The following is a 15,857-nucleotide window of genomic DNA, read 5'->3' as shown; positions in this document are numbered from 1 at the left end:
GTGGCATGAGGGGGGGGGTCGGGTTGCGTGAGACGCCGTAATCCGGCCCGTGGGGGCTTGGCCGCGGCATCCATGCCGCGGACACTCCCGCAACCGGACCCACCCCGCCTTCGACAGTTTTCCGCGATCTGTCGGAACGGCGTACTGCTCTGGTGGGTGTCGACCAAGGTCGACACCTACCAACAGCTGGGTGAACCTGTCGAAGGTGGGGCGGTGTCGGAATGCGCGCTGTTGCTGTTGCTCCGGCTTTGGCTTCGGCGGGTGCAGGGCGCAGCCCTGCCGAAGAACACACATAAAAAAAACAGCAGGCCGAGGCCTGCTGTTTCGGTGTAATGGTGCGCCCGGAGAGATTCGAACTCCCGACCGCCTGGTTCGTAGCCAGGTACTCTATCCAACTGAGCTACGGGCGCCAATTACATAAACCTGTTGTGTTGATCGTGTATGGTGCGCCCGGAGAGATTCGAACTCCCGACCGCCTGGTTCGTAGCCAGGTACTCTATCCAACTGAGCTACGGGCGCGCGGTACACAATCAAATTTTACTTCATTTCCAGCGGCGGATGCCGGAAACCTGTCGAGTGGTGCGCCCGGAGAGATTCGAACTCCCGACCGCCTGGTTCGTAGCCAGGTACTCTATCCAACTGAGCTACGGGCGCCCTGCGACAGGAGCGGAATTATGCGGATGTCGGCGCGTACCGTCAACCGTTTTTGTGAAGAATTTCATCCAGCTGAATGAAAAATTGGTGGGCGACCGCCTGTGGCGCCTTCATCCACGCGAAGTGGTCGGCACGCGCGCCCAGTTCTCCGGCGGATAGCACATGCAGGCGTGATGCCACATTCGGCAGTTTGTCCAGCAACGCCCGCATCGAACCGATCGGTGCCAGCCAGTCGTGCTCCATCACCACGGCCTGCGCGCTGCCGTGCACGCGTGCCATCTGCGCATCGAGATCCTCGGTCATGCCCGCGGCTGCGTAATGGTTGTTCAGCCCCACCCGCGACCAGTCGGCAATCAGGCCGCGTGCTTCGGTGCCCCCAAAGCCCAGGCGCCGGCCGTGCAGCACGCCCTGGCGGCGCGCGATCCAGGGCAGGAAGCGGTACACCAGCGGCAGCAGCCATCCGCGCGGAGGCGGAAACGTACGCCAGAACGGCGTGCCACTGGCGGCCAGCCACAGGTGCTCGAAGTGCTGCGGTTGCCGTCCTGCATGCACGCAGGCCAGCTGCCCACCCCGGCTGTGCCCACCGATGATCCAGGGCAGCACGCCTTCGTCGGCATCGGCGTTGGCGAGCAAAGCCTGGCTGGCAGGCAGGTCCTGCTCGAGCACTTCACGATAGCCCCAGTCCTGCGTGCGCGAAGGGCGCAGTGAACTGCTGCCGTTGCCACGCCACTCGTGCAGGTAGACCGCGATGCCTTTCGCAGCGAGGGCCTGCGCCAGTGGCAGGTAATGGCGCGCGGCCACGCCCAGTGCGGGGAGCCATAGCAGCCGCGCCAGCGGCTGCTCGGGTATGCAGGCCATCACCTCGAAGCGATGGCCGTCGCCGCATTCCACGGCCAGTGTCCGTGATGGCAGGCTCATGCGTGGGGCGCTGCGCCGAAATGATCCAGCACGCGCACATCGCTGCGCCCCGGCATGTAGCCCAGTTGCAGCCCGCGTGCCACGTAGTCGATCGATGCTTCGCAGGCGTTGGCCAGGCTCAGGCCATTGCACAGCTGCGCGGCGATGGCCGAGGCCAGTGTGCAGCCGGTGCCGTGGGCATCCAGCGGCAGGCGCGCGTGACTGAATTCCTCGCTGCTGACGCCATCGAAGTAGCGATCGATCACCCGGTTGCCCTCGTGCAGGTGGCCGCCCTTGAGCAGCACCGCGCCGGCCCCGAGATCCAGCAGTGCCGACGCGGCCCGCTCGGCGTCGTCTCCATCGCCGATGGTGCGGCCCACCAGCAGTTCTGCCTCCGGTGTGTTGGGAGTAACCAGCGTGGCCAGCGGAAGCAGACGCTCGCGCATTGCCTGCAGCGCGCTGTCTTCCAGCAGGCGCGCGCCACTGGTGGCGACCATCACTGGATCCAGCACCACATGTGCGGGCCGGTGACGCTGCAGCACATCGGCCACGGCGTGGATCACCTCGGCATTGGCCAGCATGCCCAGCTTCACCGCGTGGATGTCGAAATCATCGAAGCACGCGTCTAGCTGCGCGCGCAGGAATTCGATTGGCGGCACATGCACGGCGGTGACACCGCGGGTGTTCTGCGCGGTCAGTGCGGCGATCGCGGAGAGGCCATGCACGCGGTGTGCGGCGAAGGCCTTCAGGTCGGCCTGGATGCCGGCGCCTCCGCCGGAGTCGGAGCCGGCGATGGTGAGGGCGGAAACGGGAGTGGTCGGGCTCATGCGGCGATTGTGCCGTGGTCACCGGTATGGGGGTAGTGCCGGCTGCCGGCAGGGGCGGACGCCTCACGCTGCGCGTGCGTGCGGCGACGCTCAGTACCGCCAGCGTACCCATTGCTGGTACAGCACATAGACCAGCCCGGTCGCGCCGGTCAGCAGCGCGGGGGCAAGCAGGGCATCGTACTGCCAGCGCAGGAACAGCCACGCACCCATCACGCCACCTGCCAGGAAGCCGCTGATGATCAGGCCACTGAGCGTCAGCCGCCGCACCTGCAGCGGCAGCCCGCGCAACAGATGGCCCAGGCCGATGCCGAGATCGGTGAACATGCCGCTGAGGTGGGTGGTCCGTATCACCGCGCCGCTGAAGGTGGTGGCCATTGCGTTCTGCAACCCGCAGGCCATCGCCGCCGACAACGCGCCCCAGATCTGCTGCTGCTTGAACAAGGGAATGGCGGCCAGCAACAGCGCCGATTCCAGTGCCAGAGCGACGCCATAGCGCCGGCCGAGCTGCAGTGCGCTGTCCTGGATCAGCAGCCCGCTGAGCATCGCACCCAGTGAAAAAGCGATCAGCAGGCCCCACAGGTGCCCGACCGCGCGCCAGTCGCCCTGCGCCAGTGCCATGCCGAGCTGGCTGGTACTACCGGTCATGTGGCTGACGGCCTGATGCTCGAAGCCCAGAAAGCCGACCACGTTGACCATGCCGGCCACGCACGACAGCGCTACGGCACCGATCCAGACCCAGGTGGGAAGGCGTATGCCCATCGGCGCGGCCCTCAGGGACCGCCGAGACCGCCGTTGAACTGCAGCTCGCTGAACGCACCGGTGGCCGGGTCGAACACCGCGCCCCAGAACTGCTTGCCACCATCGCAGACGCGGATGGCCTCGCGCGCGGGCTTGATGCCGCTGTCGTCAGGCAGGCGGAACGCGTTGATGTAGACCAGGCGCCTGCCGGCGCTTTCGATGCCGACGTACTGGCGGTCGAAGTCCAGGACATCGGGCACCTGCGCCTGCAGCGAAGGCAGTGCGGCTTCCAGCTGGTCCACCTGTTGCCGGCTGGGGGCCCAGTAGCCGGTGACGCGGCCGGCATCCCGGCCCGGGCTGTGCCGCGAGCAGGTGTCGAGCACCTGCGCGGCGACGATCGGCCGGGTGACCACCCACGACTGGCCGGTGCGTTCGGCGGTCGGCACGCTGGCCGGCCCGCGGGTGGTGGTGCAGGCACCAAGGACGGCTGCGAGGGTGATCGCAGCCGTCGACAGCAGCAGGCGGGCAGAACGGTTCACAGCACCTCCGAAGCGTAATCGGCCAGCCGCGAGCGTTCGCCACGGCGCAGGGTGATGTGCGCACTGTGCGGCCAGTTCTTGAAGCGGTCCACCGCGTAGGTCAGGCCGGATGTCGTCTCGGTCAGGTACGGGGTGTCGATCTGCTCGACGTTGCCCAGGCAGACGATCTTGGTGCCGGGACCGGCACGGGTGATCAGCGTCTTCATCTGCTTAGGGGTGAGGTTCTGCGCCTCGTCCAGGATCAGATAGCGCGACAGGAAGGTGCGGCCGCGCATGAAGTTCATCGAGCGGATCTTGATGCGGCTGGCCAGCAGATCGTTGGTTGCCTGGCGTCCCCAGGTGCCGCCTTCCTGGTTGTGCGTGAGCACTTCCAGGTTGTCGGTCAGCGCGCCCATCCACGGTGTCATCTTCTCTTCTTCGGTGCCCGGCAGGAAGCCGATGTCCTCGCCGACGCTGACGGTGGCCCGGGTCATGATGATCTCGCGGTAGCGCTGCTGGTCCATCGTCTGTGCCAGCCCCGCGGCCAGTGCCAGCAGGGTCTTGCCGGTGCCGGCGGTGCCGAGCAGGGTGACGAAGTCGATCTCCGGGTCCATCAGTGCATTGAGCGCGAAGTTCTGCTCGCGGTTGCGCGCGCTGATGCCCCACACGGCATGGCTGCCGTGGCGGAAATCATCAACCAGCGACAGCACCACCTTGCCATCGCCGACCACGCGGCTGACGCGAAGCTCCACCTCGTCCTCGCCCGGCAGGTAGACGTACTGGTTCGGGTACCACTCCTCGTCGTCCCTGGCCAGGATCTCGTAATGGGTGCGGCCCTTGTCACTCCAGCTGCGCAGGTCGTCGCCATGGAGCTTCCAGAAATCCTCCGGCAGCTCGGTGGCGCCGGTGTAGAGCAGGCTGAAATCGTCCAGTGCGCGGTCGTTTTCGTAATCTTCCGAAACGATGCCGGCGATGGCCGCCTTGATCCGCAGGTTGATGTCCTTGGAGACGAACACCACCGGGATCTCCGGGGTCTGCTCCTTCAGCGCCAGGATGGCACCGAGGATGGCATTGTCCGGGATGACCTGGCCGAAGCTCTTGCCGGCTTCGAAATGACTGGTCTGGAAACGCAGCTTGCCGGCGCTGTGCTTGCCACGCAGCTGCAGGCCCTGTGGTCGCTGCAGCGGAATGCCGTCGGCCAGATTGTCCAGGCCGGAGGCCTGCACCAGCTCGTTGAGGAAACGGCTCACCTGGCGGGCGTTGCGGCTCGCCTCGGACGTGCCCTTCTTGCCGTTGTCCAGCTCCTCGATCACCTGCATCGGCAGGTAGACGTCATGCTCCTCGAATTTGAACAGCGCGGTCGGATCGTGCATCAGCACGTTGGTATCCAGCACGTAGATGCGCTTGCCTCGGGTCATCGTCGATTCCTGGTTACGGACAGGGAAAAACCACCACGACCTGCGGGGCAGGGTGATGGCGGACAAAGTGGGCGATGGGAATCACTTGGATTGGGCGGCCTTCAGTTCGGCAAGCACGGCGTCGGCATGGCCGGCGACCTTGACCTTGCGCCAGGACTGCGCGATGCGGCTGTCGGGAGAAATCAGGAAGGTGCTGCGCTCGATGCCACGTACCTGCTTGCCGTACATGTTCTTCATCCGGATCACATCGAAGGCGTTGCACAGCGCTTCGTCGCCATCGCTGACCAGCGGGAACGCGAAGCCCTGTTTGGCACAGAAGTTGTCGTGTGATTTCACCGAGTCACGGGAGACGCCGAGTACGGTGGCGCCGGCCTTGCGGAACTCCGGCAGCAGCGCGTTGAAGTCGATGCCTTCAGTGGTGCACCCCGGGGTGCTGTCCTTGGGGTAGAAGTACAGCACCAGCCATTGGCCCGCGAGGTCGCCGAGGGTGGTGTGTTCGCCGCCTGACAGGGCCAGCGGGAGCGAGAGGGTGGTGCGGTCCAGGGTATCGCCGTTGTTCATGAGGTCCTTGGTTCCGGAGCCTGGGGTATTTCTACGACAGTTGCATGAAACGCCGCGCGCCCGTGACGAACGCGCGAAAAATCAGAACTTCATCGGATCCATGATCGCGTCCAGGTTCAGGTGGTCGCAGAATTCGAGGAAATCATCGCGCAGGGCGGCGATGTGCATGTTGGCCGGCACGCCGATGGTGACCTGCGCGCTGAACATTTCCGCACCGGTCTGCATGGCGCGATAGCGCGTGCTCTGCAGGGTCTCGATGGTGATGCCCTGGCGGTCGAAGAAGTCGGCCAGCTGGAACAGGATGCCCGGTTTGTCAGCGGCGATCACTTCAACGATGTACGGCAGCAGATTGGACTGCGCCTGCTTGGCCTCGGTGCGGTACCAGACCAGTTTCAGGCCTTCCTCGCGCTCGAGCCGGGTCAGCATCGCTTCCAGCTTGGCGACCGAGTCCCACGACCCGGTCGCCAGCGCGGTGACCGATACATCGCGGCCAACCGTGGCCAGGCGCGCGTCCACCAGATTGCAGCCGCTGTCGGCAATGCGTCGGGTGACGGACAGCAGTGGGGACTCCGGATGCGTCGTATAGGCGTTGATCAGGAGGTGGTTTTCGCTCGGCGCGGGGCGCGGGGTGGTGTCGGTCAAGGCGATTCCGGGTAATGCATGCGTGAGTCTGAATGCCCGCCAGAGGCGGGGATCCACCGGAGTGCAGCATACTTGCCCGTGCTTTCGCGCCGCAAGTAACATTCAAGTCGCCCCCGCCCTTTCGTGGCGGGCGTTTTCCCTTCCCAGCCAAGAGCAGCACGTCCTTGTCCCTTTCCGGCCTCATCACCGCGCTGGCGACCCCGTTCCGGGCCGACGGTGCCCTCGATCCCGACGGTTGGCAGCGCCTGCTGCATCTGCAACTGGAAGGTGGCGTCCATGGCGTTGTCGTCGCCGGCTCGACCGGCGAAGCGGCGACGCTGTCCGATGCCGAGTACGACCAGCTGCTGGCCAGTGCGGTCGAACGCATCGGCGGACGCATCCCGGTCCTGGCCGGTACCGGCCTGTCCGGCACCGCCAAGACCATCGAACAGACCCGTCGCGCTGCCGCGCAGGGTGCCAGTCACGCTCTGGTGGTGACACCGCCTTACGTGCGTCCGACACAGGCCGGGCTGATCGCGCACTACCGGGCCGTGGCCGACCACGGCGGGTTGCCCGTGGTGCTGTACAACGTACCGGGGCGCACCGGATGCGACATGCTGCCGGAGACCGTGGCCGAGCTGGCGGATCATCCCAACATTGTCGGCATCAAGGAGGCCGTCGGCGACATCGGGCGCGTGAAGGCCCTGCTGGCGCTGCGCAGTTCCAGCTTCGCCGTGCTCAGTGGCGACGACGGCACGGCTGCGCGCTCGATCCAGGCCGGTATCGACGGGCTGATCTCGGTCGGCTCCAACGCGTTGCCTGGTGCGTACCGCCGGATGTGCGAGCTGGCTGCCGCCCACGACCATGACGCCACCGCATCCTGGGACGCGCGCCTGCAGCCGTACCACGATTTCTGCGGCATCGAATCCAACCCGATTCCGGTCAAGGCGCTGCTGCGCCGCATCGGCATCGGCCACGACCTGCGCCTGCCGCTGCTGCCACTGTCGGCAGCGCATCATCCGGCAGCCGATCATCTGGCCGGCGACATCGCCGCGCTTGAAGCCCTTTCCAGCCACTGACCTTCCGTCTTGGTCTGATCCAGGAGATCCACATGCGTCAATCCGTTTCCGCCGTCCGCGTGCTGTCCTTCGCGCTCATCGCCCTCACCACGGTCGTGACCACCACCGGCTGCTTCAAGCGCGGTGCCAAGGGCGACTACGCCCTGGCCCCGGAAATGCGTCCGCTGGAAGTGCCGCCGGACCTGAACCTGCCGTCCGCGTCGGGCGAGAACCAGGTGCCGAGGTTGGCCTCGACCACCGCCCCGGCTGCTGTGGCCGCTCCGGCTGCCCCGGCCGTGGGCAATACCGGTTTCACCATTCCGGGCAGCAAGGACGAGGCGTTCGCCAAGGTCGGCACCGCGCTGGAAGGCGTGCAGGGCGTGACCATCGCCAGCCGTGCCCAGCTGCTGGGCTCCTACGACGTGGCCTATGAAGGCAGCAACTTCCTGGTGCGCGTGGTGGCCGTCGATGCCGGCGCTTATGTCTCTGCGGTCGATCCGCGTGGCCTGCCGGCGACCGCCGAGGCCCCGGTGAAGCTGATTGCCGCACTGAAGGCCGCGCTGGCGAAGTAAGGAACCGCCGGCAGCTGCGGACCGGGCCACGCGCCCGGGTTCGGCCGGGCAGGGCCTGGCATTGCCGGAACAGGAAAAGGGCGCCCAGGGCGCCCTTTTTCATGGCGGCGGGTGCTGGCGCCTCAGCGCTCGAGCAGCTTCAGTTTGTCCGGTTTGCCATCCCACTCACCGGCGTCCGCCGGCGGGTCCTTGCGCACGGTCAGTACCGGCCAGGCCTTGGCCAGTTCGGCGTTGAGGGCGACGAAGCCCTCCTGTCCGGCGGGGACATCGTCCTCGGGGAAGATCGCGTTGACTGGGCACTCCGGCTCGCAGAGGGTGCAGTCGATGCACTCATCCGGGTCGATCACCAGGAAGTTCGGGCCTTCGTGGAAGCAATCCACGGGGCACACTTCCACGCAATCGGTGTGCTTGCACTTGATGCAGTTTTCGGTGACGACAAAGGGCATGGGCTTGGGGGTGGATCGATTCCTGAACCCGCCAATTCTAGAACAGGTTGCCCCCCGGTGTCGGCGCGGGCCTGAAAAGGGGGATCTGCCGGGCTCGAGGGCACGGCCCATTGGCGATGGGGCGGCGCCTGTGCGAGGCTGCGCGCTGCTGGCTGCCGTGGCAGCCGGACTGTCCTCCCTCCTGGAATGCCAATGTCCCCAGCTCAGCCCGCCGCCGCCGATGGTGGAGAGAACACCGCGTTCATCGTCCTGATCAGCTGCGTGGCCACCTTGGGAGGCTTCCTGTTCGGATTCGACAGTGGCGTGATCAACGGCACGGTTGATGGCCTGCGGCAGGCCTTCAACTCCAGCGAGGCGGCCCTGGGCTTCGAGGTTGCCTCGATGCTGCTGGGCTGCGCGATCGGCGCGTTTCTCGCCGGCTGGCTGGGCGACCGCCTGGGCCGACGCGGCGTTCTGATCGTGGCGGCGGTGCTGTTCCTGCTGTCGGCGCTGGGCGCGGGCGCCGCGCACGCCTCCTGGCTGTTCGTCACCGCTCGCGTGCTGGGCGGCTTCGCCGTCGGTGCGGCCAGCGTGATGTCGCCGGCCTACATCGCCGAGGTCGCTTCCGCACGCTACCGGGGCCGCCTGGCGACGGTGCAGCAGATGGCGATCATCTGCGGCCTGTTCGCCGCTTTCCTCAGCAACTACCTGCTGGCCCGTGCGGCAGGCACCTCCACCGAGCCCCTGTGGTTCGGGCAGGAGGCCTGGCGCTGGATGTTCTGGATGCAGGCGCTGCCGTCGGCGCTGTTCCTGTTGCTGTTGCTGGTGATTCCGGAAAGCCCGCGCTTCCTGGTGGTGAAGGGGCGCCAGGCGCAGGCCAGGGCGGTTCTGTCGCGGCTGTACGGCGACGCCGCGGCGGCCGCCAAACAGGCGGAGATCGAGGCCAGCCTGGACCAGGACCAGCACAAGCCGCGCTTCGGCGACCTGCTGGACAAGGCCACCGGCAGGCTTCGCCCGATCATCTGGGTGGGCATCGGCCTGGCGATGTTCCAGCAGCTGGTCGGCATCAACGTGGTGTTCTACTACGGCGCGGTCCTGTGGCAGGCCGTCGGCTTCTCGGAAAGCGATGCGCTGCTGATCAACGTTCTTTCCGGTGCGCTGAGCATCGGCGCCTGCCTGTTGACGGTGATGCTGATCGATCGGATCGGGCGCAAGCCGCTGTTGTGGGTCGGTTCGGTCGGCATGTCGGTTGCCCTGGCGCTGATGGTGGTGGCATTCGCCAGCGGCAGCCTGGTCGAAGGGCGCCTGCACCTGTCCGACGGCATGGGCCGGCTGGCGCTGGTGGCGGCCAACGTCTATGTGGTGTTCTTCAACATGTCCTGGGGCCCGGTGATGTGGGTCATGCTGGGCGAGATGTTCCCGAACCAGATCCGCGGCCCTGCGCTCGCGGTGGCCGGTGCGGCGCAGTGGACGTCGAACTTCGCCATCACCGTGACCTTCCCGCTGCTGCTGGCGGGTATCGGCCTGGCCGGTGCCTATGGCATCTACACGGTTGCGGCGATCCTCTCGATCTTCTTCGTCGTCCGCTACGTCCGCGAGACCAAGGGCAAGGAGCTGGAGCAGATGGAAGGCTGATGGCGCCGCCCTGGTTTCCAGCGCCTTCCTGTTCCGTGGCGGCGGCAGGCCAGCCGCTCCAGGACAGGCAGGGGCGGCTCGCCCCCGAGGCGACCCGCTCGACGCAACAGGCAAACCCCGGGAAACAGAAAAGCCCGCACGAGGCGGGCTTTTTCGGTTCCTGCTGTGGCGACTGGCGCTCCCTAGGGGACTCGAACCCCTGTTTTAGCCTTGAGAGGGCCACGTCCTAACCACTAGACGAAGGGAGCGTATATGTGTCGCTGCCGAGGCAGGAGCGCTAGTATATGCACCTCGATGCCATTGGGCAATCCCGAAACTTCAACCGGAAGCGCCAACATCATTTCTCCTGCTCCATCACCGTTCAGCCTGCGCGTCATCCCGCGCGACCAGCACACCATTTCCCGCAAGGACATCAGCCCGAACGCCCTGCGCGTGCTTTATCGCCTGCGCGATGCCGGCTTCGGCGCCTACCTTGTCGGCGGCGCGGTGCGTGACCTGCTGGTCAATGGCCAACCCAAGGATTTCGACGTGGCCACCGATGCCACGCCCGAACAGGTCAAACAGCTGTTCCGCAATTGCCGCCTGATCGGCCGCCGATTCCGCCTGGCCCATGTGGTGTTCGGCCGCGAGATCATCGAAGTCGCCACCTTCCGCGCCAACGTCGATGACGGCAGCGGCGACCGCGAAATGGAAAACGGCATGCTCGTGCGCGACAACGTGTACGGCAGCATCGAAGACGACGCGGTGCGCCGCGACTTCACCTGCAATGCCCTGTACTACGCGATCGAGGATTTCTCGGTGCGCGACTACGTCGGCGGTTTCGAAGACGTCCAGGCGCGCCTGATGAAGCTGATCGGCGACCCCGAACAGCGCTATCGCGAGGACCCGGTGCGCATGCTGCGCGCGGTGCGCCTGGCGGCCAAGCTCGGCTTCCAGATCGAAGAGGGCACCGCCGCGCCGATCCCGCACCTGGCAGGCCTGCTGAACGAAGCCGCGCCCGCGCGTCTGTTTGAGGAAGTGCTGAAGCTGTTCCTGTCCGGCCACGGTGTTGCCAGTTTCGAAGGCCTGGAGCGCTACGGCCTGCTCGACGTCCTGTTCCCTGAAAGTGGCAGGGCGCTGAAGGCGAACCGCACCGGTGCACTGCGCCGCATGCTGGTCGAGGGCCTGGCCAATACCGATGCGCGCGTGGCCAACGATGAGCCTGTCTCGCCCGCGTTCCTGTTCGCGCTGCTGCTGTGGCCGGCGTTCTGCCGGGCGCAGGCCACCCTGCTCAAGCAGGGCGTGGCGCCGGAAGAGGCGCAGCGTCGTGCTGCCGACCGCGTGACGGTGCAGCAGCTGAGCACCATCGCGCTGCCGCGCCGTTTCTCGCTGCCGATGCAGGAGATCTGGCTGTTGCAGTCGCGTTTCGGCTCGCGCCAGCGCAAGCGCGTGTTCCGCACGCTCACCCACCCGCGCTTCCGTGCAGCGTTCGATTTCCTGACGCTGCGCCAGGTCGCGTCGGCCGAACACGAGGCAGATGTGGCGTTCTGGCGTGAGGCGCAGGTGCAACCGGGCCGCGAGCTGGAATCGGCGCTGGATGCGATGCATGCCGAACCGGGCGACGAGGAAGAGGGCGCACCGCGCAAGCGCCGGCGCCGCCGTCGGCGCTCCGGTGCCACGGCTGGCAGCGCTGGCGAGTAAGCCATGACGCTGGCCTGGATCGGTCTGGGCGCCAATCTTGGCGACGCGGCCGCGACCGTCCGTGCGGCGATTGCCGCACTGGACGCGCTTCCTGACACGCGGCGCTGCCAGGCGTCGCGCCTGTATGCCACGCCGGCCTGGGGCAACGAGGATCAGCCGCCGTTCGTCAACGCGGTGGCGTCGGTGGAAACGCGCCTGCCGGCCGCCGCATTGCTGCGGGCGATGCTGGAGCTGGAGCGGCATTTCGGTCGCGTGCGCGATCCAGCCGTGCACTGGGGACCGCGGGCACTGGATCTGGACCTGCTGCTGTATGGCGCGCAGGTACTGGATGAACCGGGTCTGCAGGTGCCGCATCCCTACCTGCACGAGCGTGCCTTCGTGTTGGTGCCGCTGGCCGAAATCGCGCCGGATCTGGCCATTCCCGGCCATGGTCGCGTGCGGGATGCAGTGATGCGGGTGGATGCCTGCGGGATTGCGCCGATAGGGTGATAATGCCCGGGTTATCTCCCCCGGTTATCAGCACATGAGCACCCACGCAGACAGCAAGCCCTGGACCGTTCCCGCCTTGGCCGAGGCCAAGCGGAATGGCCAGAAGCTGGTCATGTTGACCGCCTACGACGCTGGCTTCGCCCGCACCTTCGACGCCAACGGCGTCGACCTGATCCTGATCGGTGATTCGCTGGGCATGGTCGTGCAGGGCCACGACTCCACCTTGCCGGTGACCGTGGCCGACATGGTCTATCACACCCGCGCCGTGGCCCGCGTGCTGCAGCGCGCGCTGCTGGTGGCTGATCTGCCGTTCGGTGCCGATGCAACCCCGGAACGCGCCCTCGATGCGTCGCTGCAGCTGCTGCAGGCAGGCGCGGAGATGGTCAAGATCGAGGGGGCCGGCTTCAAGGTCGATATCGTCCGTTACCTGGTCGAACGCGAGATTCCGGTCTGCTCGCATCTGGGCCTGACCCCGCAGTCGGTGCTGCGCCTGGGCGGGTTCAAGATCCAGGGCCGTGGCGATGCGGCCCGGCAGCTGGTGGAGGACGCCAGGGCCGTGGCCGACGCGGGCGCCAGCATCATCGTGCTGGAATGCGTGCCGACCCCGGTCGCGGCCGAGGTCACCGCTGCAGTGCCGGTGCCCACCATCGGCATCGGTGCCGGTCCGCAGTGCGATGGCCAGGTGCTGGTCCTGCATGACTTCCTGGGCCTGGACAGCGGCCACCGCCGACCGAAATTCGTCAAGGATTTCCTTGCCGAAGGGGGCTCGGTGGCCGGAGCCACCCGCGCCTACGCCGACGCCGTGCGTGACGGCAGCTTCCCCGACGAACAGCACGCTTACGCCCAATGATCCAGACCTTCAATGAGCTCGGCGCGCTGCGCGGGCAGATCGCCCAGTGGAAGCGCGAAGGCCTGCGCGTCGCGCTGGTGCCGACCATGGGCAACCTGCACGGTGGCCATCACGCGCTGGTGAGCCTGGCCCGCCAGTACGCCGACAGGGTGGTGGCCAGCATCTTCGTCAATCCCACCCAGTTCGGGCCCAACGAGGACTTCAGCCGGTACCCGCGCACGCCCGAGGCCGATGTCGCGGGGCTGGAGCAGGTCGGCTGCGATGCGGTGTGGCTGCCGAGCGTCGAGGCGATGTATCCGCTGGGCGTGGACAAGACCACGCGCATGCACGCGCCCGGCATCAGCGAGGTGCTGGAAGGTGCCAGCCGTCCGGGCCATTTCGACGGCGTCTGCACGGTGGTCGCCCGCCTGTTCCTGCAGGTGCAGCCGGACGTGGCTGTGTTCGGCCGCAAGGACTACCAGCAACTGGCGGTGATCCGCCAGATGGTGGCCGAGCTGTCGTTCCCGGTCCAGATCGTCGGCGCGGAGATCGTCCGTGATGACGATGGGCTGGCCAAGAGTTCGCGCAACCAGTATCTGAGCCCGGAACAGCGCCCCGTCGCGACGACCCTTCATCGGACGCTGCTGGCCATGCGCGAAGGCTATGTGGCTGGCCAGCCGCGCGAGCGCATCGAGGCCGATGCTACCGCCGCGCTGCAGGCGGCTGGTTTCCAGGTCGACTACGCCGTGCTGCGCACGCCCGAGCTGGCCGAGCCGGCATTCGAGGGCGGCGGCCGGGTGGCGCTGATCGCCGCGCGGCTGGGCACGACCCGGCTGATCGACAACCTGGAGTTCTGAGTTCCGCTGTGATGGTGGCGCCGGGCCATGCCCGGCGGATGAGGGGCCGCTGCCGCTGCGCTCGCCGGGCACGGCCCGGCGCTACCTGAACGGTTTGCCGGTCGTGATGCCCCGCGTTGCGCGGGTGCTAGAATCCACGCTTTCCTCTGCGTTGTACCGTGCCATGCACCTGTCCCTGCTCAAGACCAAGATCCACCGCGCCACCGTCACCCACTCCGAGCTGAACTACGAAGGCTCGATCGCCATCGATGACAACCTGCTGGCTGCCACCGGCATCCGCGAGTTCGAGCAGGTCCACATCTGGGACGTGACCAACGGTGCGCGCTTCTCGACCTATGCGATCCGCGCCGAAGCCGGCAGCGGCATCGTCTCGCTCAATGGTGGCGCCGCGCGCCACGTGCAGGTCGGCGACATCATCATCATCGCCGCCTTCGCCAGCATGACCGAGCAGGAAGCGGACAGCTTCAAGCCGAAGCTGGTGTACGTGGATGGCAGCAACCAGATCACCCACACCAACGACACGATCCCGACCCAGGCCGCATGACAACGAACAACGGATTCGACTCGCTGCATTCCCACGCCCAGCGCCTGAAGGGCGCAAGCATCCCCAGCCTGCTCGCCGCCGAACCTGGCCGTGTGCAGGAGTTGGCGCTGCGGGTCGGTCCGTTGTACGTGAACTTTGCCCGGCAGAAGTACGACGCCGCGGCGCTGCAGGCGCTGCTGGCGCTGGCAGCCGAACGCGATGTCGGGGGCGCCATCAACCGCCTGATGCGCGGCGAGCAGGTCAACCTGACCGAAGGCCGCGCGGCGCTGCACACGGCGCTGCGTGGTGACGTGGTCGACGCGCCGGTGGCCGCCGATGCCCATGCCACTGCACGCGAGATCCGTCAGCGCATGGGAGTCCTCGTGCGTGCGCTGGAAGACAGCGGCGTGACCGACGTGGTGAGCGTCGGCATCGGGGGATCCGATCTTGGCCCGCGGCTGGTCGCCGATGCGCTGCGCCCAGTCAGCGGCGCGCGCCTGCGCGTGCATTTCGTATCGAACGTGGACGGCGCGGCCATGCAGCGCACGCTGGCCACGCTTGACCCGGCGCGCACCGCCGGCATCCTGATCTCCAAGACTTTCGGCACCCAGGAAACCCTGCTCAACGGCCAGATCCTGCACGACTGGCTGGGTGGCAGTGAACGCCTGTATGCCGTCAGCGCCAATCCCGAGCGCGCAGCGAAGGCCTTCGCCATCGCCGCAGAGCGCGTGCTGCCGATGTGGGACTGGGTCGGTGGACGTTACTCGCTGTGGTCGGCGGTCGGCTTCCCGATTGCGCTGGCGATCGGCTTCGAGCGTTTCGAACAGCTGCTGGAGGGTGCGGCGCAGATGGACGCGCACGCACTGGATGCACCGCTGGAGCGCAATCTGCCGGTGCTGCATGGCCTGACCGACATCTGGAACCGCAACCTGCTGGGCTGCGCCACCCATGCGGTGATGACCTACGACCAGCGCCTGGCGTTGCTGCCGGCCTATCTGCAGCAGCTGGTGATGGAAAGCCTGGGCAAGCGCGTGCAGCGTGATGGCCAGCCGGTGACCACCGATACCGTGCCGGTGTGGTGGGGCGGTGCGGGCACCGATGTGCAGCACAGCTTCTTCCAGGCGCTGCACCAGGGCACCAGCATCGTCCCGGCCGACTTCATCGGCTGTGTGCACAACGACGATCCCTATACCGTCAATCATCAGGCGCTGCTGGCCAACCTGCTGGCGCAGACCGAAGCGCTGGCCAACGGTCAGGGCAGCGACGATCCGCACCGCGACTACCCGGGCGGTCGTCCTAGTACGCTGATCCTGCTCGATGCACTGACGCCGCAGGCGCTGGGTGCGCTGATCGCCATGTACGAGCACGCGGTGTACGTGCAGTCGGTGATCTGGAACATCAACGCCTTCGACCAGTTCGGGGTCGAGCTGGGCAAGCAGCTGGCCAACCAGTTGCTGCCGGCATTGCAGGGCGAGGGCGTGGCGATCGCCGACCCGATGACCCGCGAGATCCTGGCGCAAATCCGGTAGCGCCGGGCCATGCCCGGCGGACGCGA

At 66.9% G+C, this 15,857-nt stretch carries 16 protein-coding genes, 4 tRNA genes and 1 pseudogene; 9 read left to right on the top strand and 12 right to left on the bottom strand.

Annotated features, from left to right (window positions below):
- Positions 1–333 precede the first annotated feature (333 nt).
- The 10 genes and pseudogenes from ACVOKU_RS17705 to ACVOKU_RS17660 form a co-directional block, all read right to left on the bottom strand.
- Positions 334–410, bottom strand: a tRNA-Arg gene (locus ACVOKU_RS17705).
- Positions 411–442: 32 nt separating this feature from the next.
- Positions 443–519, bottom strand: a tRNA-Arg gene (locus tag ACVOKU_RS17700).
- Between the two features lie 58 nt (positions 520–577).
- Positions 578–654 (bottom strand) — tRNA-Arg (locus tag ACVOKU_RS17695).
- A pseudogene (locus tag ACVOKU_RS17690) lies at positions 645–1,572 on the bottom strand (alpha/beta hydrolase family protein). Before ACVOKU_RS17690 ends, ACVOKU_RS17695 begins: the two are co-directional and overlap by 10 nt.
- On the bottom strand, positions 1,569–2,378 hold the full coding sequence (gene thiD, locus ACVOKU_RS17685) for a bifunctional hydroxymethylpyrimidine kinase/phosphomethylpyrimidine kinase (RefSeq protein ID WP_111185422.1): 810 nt from the start codon (positions 2,376–2,378) through the stop codon (positions 1,569–1,571). Before thiD ends, ACVOKU_RS17690 begins: the two are co-directional and overlap by 4 nt.
- Before the next feature lie 90 nt (positions 2,379–2,468).
- The gene (locus tag ACVOKU_RS17680; protein WP_053517265.1) at positions 2,469–3,137 is read right to left on the bottom strand and encodes a YoaK family protein; all 669 of its coding nucleotides are present in this window, start codon (positions 3,135–3,137) and stop codon (positions 2,469–2,471) included.
- Between the two features lie 11 nt (positions 3,138–3,148).
- Positions 3,149–3,655: a hypothetical protein gene (locus tag ACVOKU_RS17675; protein ID WP_481560518.1), complete on the bottom strand. Its 507-nt coding sequence runs from the start codon at positions 3,653–3,655 to the stop codon at positions 3,149–3,151.
- Positions 3,652–5,052 carry a PhoH family protein gene (locus ACVOKU_RS17670; RefSeq protein WP_481560517.1) on the bottom strand — a complete coding sequence of 467 codons (1,401 nt, stop codon included), beginning with the start codon at positions 5,050–5,052 and terminating at the stop codon, positions 3,652–3,654. Before ACVOKU_RS17670 ends, ACVOKU_RS17675 begins: the two co-directional genes overlap by 4 nt.
- Before the next feature lie 81 nt (positions 5,053–5,133).
- The gene (locus ACVOKU_RS17665) at positions 5,134–5,613 is read right to left on the bottom strand and encodes a peroxiredoxin (protein ID WP_065174941.1); all 480 of its coding nucleotides are present in this window, start codon (positions 5,611–5,613) and stop codon (positions 5,134–5,136) included.
- Between the two features lie 81 nt (positions 5,614–5,694).
- Positions 5,695–6,255, bottom strand: a complete 561-nt coding sequence (locus ACVOKU_RS17660) for a glycine cleavage system transcriptional repressor (RefSeq protein WP_025879444.1) — start codon at positions 6,253–6,255, stop codon at positions 5,695–5,697.
- Between the two features lie 164 nt (positions 6,256–6,419).
- Between ACVOKU_RS17660 and dapA the strand changes: the two genes are divergently transcribed.
- On the top strand, positions 6,420–7,313 hold the full coding sequence (gene dapA / locus ACVOKU_RS17655) for a 4-hydroxy-tetrahydrodipicolinate synthase (protein ID WP_111185428.1): 894 nt from the start codon (positions 6,420–6,422) through the stop codon (positions 7,311–7,313).
- Positions 7,314–7,345: 32 nt separating this feature from the next.
- On the top strand, positions 7,346–7,864 hold the full coding sequence (locus ACVOKU_RS17650; protein WP_065174942.1) for a hypothetical protein: 519 nt from the start codon (positions 7,346–7,348) through the stop codon (positions 7,862–7,864).
- A gap of 122 nt (positions 7,865–7,986) precedes the next feature.
- On the opposite strand, the gene fdxA is transcribed toward ACVOKU_RS17650, so the two are convergent.
- Complete coding sequence (gene fdxA / locus ACVOKU_RS17645) at positions 7,987–8,310, bottom strand: ferredoxin FdxA (RefSeq protein ID WP_049411316.1); 324 nt, start codon at positions 8,308–8,310, stop codon at positions 7,987–7,989.
- 192 nt (positions 8,311–8,502) lie between these two features.
- Here fdxA and ACVOKU_RS17640 point away from each other — a divergent pair, with 192 nt between their 5' ends.
- Positions 8,503–9,924 (top strand): sugar porter family MFS transporter, encoded by a 1,422-nt coding sequence (locus ACVOKU_RS17640; RefSeq protein WP_481560516.1) that lies wholly within the window; start codon positions 8,503–8,505, stop codon positions 9,922–9,924.
- Between the two features lie 173 nt (positions 9,925–10,097).
- Here the strand turns inward: ACVOKU_RS17640 and ACVOKU_RS17635 are convergent.
- Positions 10,098–10,172, bottom strand: a tRNA-Glu gene (locus ACVOKU_RS17635).
- 52 nt (positions 10,173–10,224) lie between these two features.
- Here ACVOKU_RS17635 and pcnB point away from each other — a divergent pair.
- The 6 genes from pcnB (at position 10,225) to pgi (ending at position 15,831) form a co-directional block, all read left to right on the top strand.
- On the top strand, positions 10,225–11,604 hold the full coding sequence (gene pcnB, locus ACVOKU_RS17630; RefSeq protein ID WP_065181273.1) for a polynucleotide adenylyltransferase PcnB: 1,380 nt from the start codon (positions 10,225–10,227) through the stop codon (positions 11,602–11,604).
- 3 nt (positions 11,605–11,607) lie between these two features.
- The gene (gene folK / locus ACVOKU_RS17625; protein ID WP_481560515.1) at positions 11,608–12,093 is read left to right on the top strand and encodes a 2-amino-4-hydroxy-6-hydroxymethyldihydropteridine diphosphokinase; all 486 of its coding nucleotides are present in this window, start codon (positions 11,608–11,610) and stop codon (positions 12,091–12,093) included.
- Positions 12,094–12,127: 34 nt separating this feature from the next.
- Positions 12,128–12,943: a 3-methyl-2-oxobutanoate hydroxymethyltransferase gene (panB, locus tag ACVOKU_RS17620; protein WP_053517276.1), complete on the top strand. Its 816-nt coding sequence runs from the start codon at positions 12,128–12,130 to the stop codon at positions 12,941–12,943.
- Positions 12,940–13,779: a pantoate--beta-alanine ligase gene (panC, locus tag ACVOKU_RS17615; protein ID WP_074901264.1), complete on the top strand. Its 840-nt coding sequence runs from the start codon at positions 12,940–12,942 to the stop codon at positions 13,777–13,779. The genes panB and panC overlap by 4 nt, the downstream gene beginning before the upstream one ends.
- Before the next feature lie 163 nt (positions 13,780–13,942).
- Positions 13,943–14,323, top strand: coding sequence for an aspartate 1-decarboxylase (panD, locus tag ACVOKU_RS17610; RefSeq protein WP_053517331.1), 381 nt, complete (start codon positions 13,943–13,945; stop codon positions 14,321–14,323).
- Positions 14,320–15,831, top strand: a complete 1,512-nt coding sequence (gene pgi, locus ACVOKU_RS17605; protein ID WP_065174946.1) for a glucose-6-phosphate isomerase — start codon at positions 14,320–14,322, stop codon at positions 15,829–15,831. The genes panD and pgi overlap by 4 nt, the downstream gene beginning before the upstream one ends.
- Positions 15,832–15,857 lie beyond the last annotated feature (26 nt).

It is taken from the genome of Stenotrophomonas sp. STEN147, assembly GCF_056757995.1.
The sequence above is the reverse complement of the archived record's forward strand: the minus strand, read 5'-3'. Positions and strand labels throughout refer to the sequence as shown.

Excerpts from the sequence above, each read along its gene's own strand:
- ACVOKU_RS17670 (WP_481560517.1), bottom strand. The coding sequence starts at position 5,052 with ATGACCCGAGGCAAGCGCATCTACGTGCTGGATACCAACGTGCTGATG.
- ACVOKU_RS17650 (WP_065174942.1), top strand. The coding sequence starts at position 7,346 with ATGCGTCAATCCGTTTCCGCCGTCCGCGTGCTGTCCTTCGCGCTCATC.
- ACVOKU_RS17680 (WP_053517265.1), bottom strand. The coding sequence starts at position 3,137 with ATGGGCATACGCCTTCCCACCTGGGTCTGGATCGGTGCCGTAGCGCTG.
- fdxA (WP_049411316.1), bottom strand. The coding sequence starts at position 8,310 with ATGCCCTTTGTCGTCACCGAAAACTGCATCAAGTGCAAGCACACCGAT.
- thiD (WP_111185422.1), bottom strand. The coding sequence starts at position 2,378 with ATGAGCCCGACCACTCCCGTTTCCGCCCTCACCATCGCCGGCTCCGAC.
- ACVOKU_RS17640 (WP_481560516.1), top strand. The coding sequence starts at position 8,503 with ATGTCCCCAGCTCAGCCCGCCGCCGCCGATGGTGGAGAGAACACCGCG.
- ACVOKU_RS17665 (WP_065174941.1), bottom strand. The coding sequence starts at position 5,613 with ATGAACAACGGCGATACCCTGGACCGCACCACCCTCTCGCTCCCGCTG.
- panB (WP_053517276.1), top strand. The coding sequence starts at position 12,128 with ATGAGCACCCACGCAGACAGCAAGCCCTGGACCGTTCCCGCCTTGGCC.
- panC (WP_074901264.1), top strand. The coding sequence starts at position 12,940 with ATGATCCAGACCTTCAATGAGCTCGGCGCGCTGCGCGGGCAGATCGCC.
- folK (WP_481560515.1), top strand. The coding sequence starts at position 11,608 with ATGACGCTGGCCTGGATCGGTCTGGGCGCCAATCTTGGCGACGCGGCC.
- panD (WP_053517331.1), top strand. The coding sequence starts at position 13,943 with ATGCACCTGTCCCTGCTCAAGACCAAGATCCACCGCGCCACCGTCACC.
- pgi (WP_065174946.1), top strand. The coding sequence starts at position 14,320 with ATGACAACGAACAACGGATTCGACTCGCTGCATTCCCACGCCCAGCGC.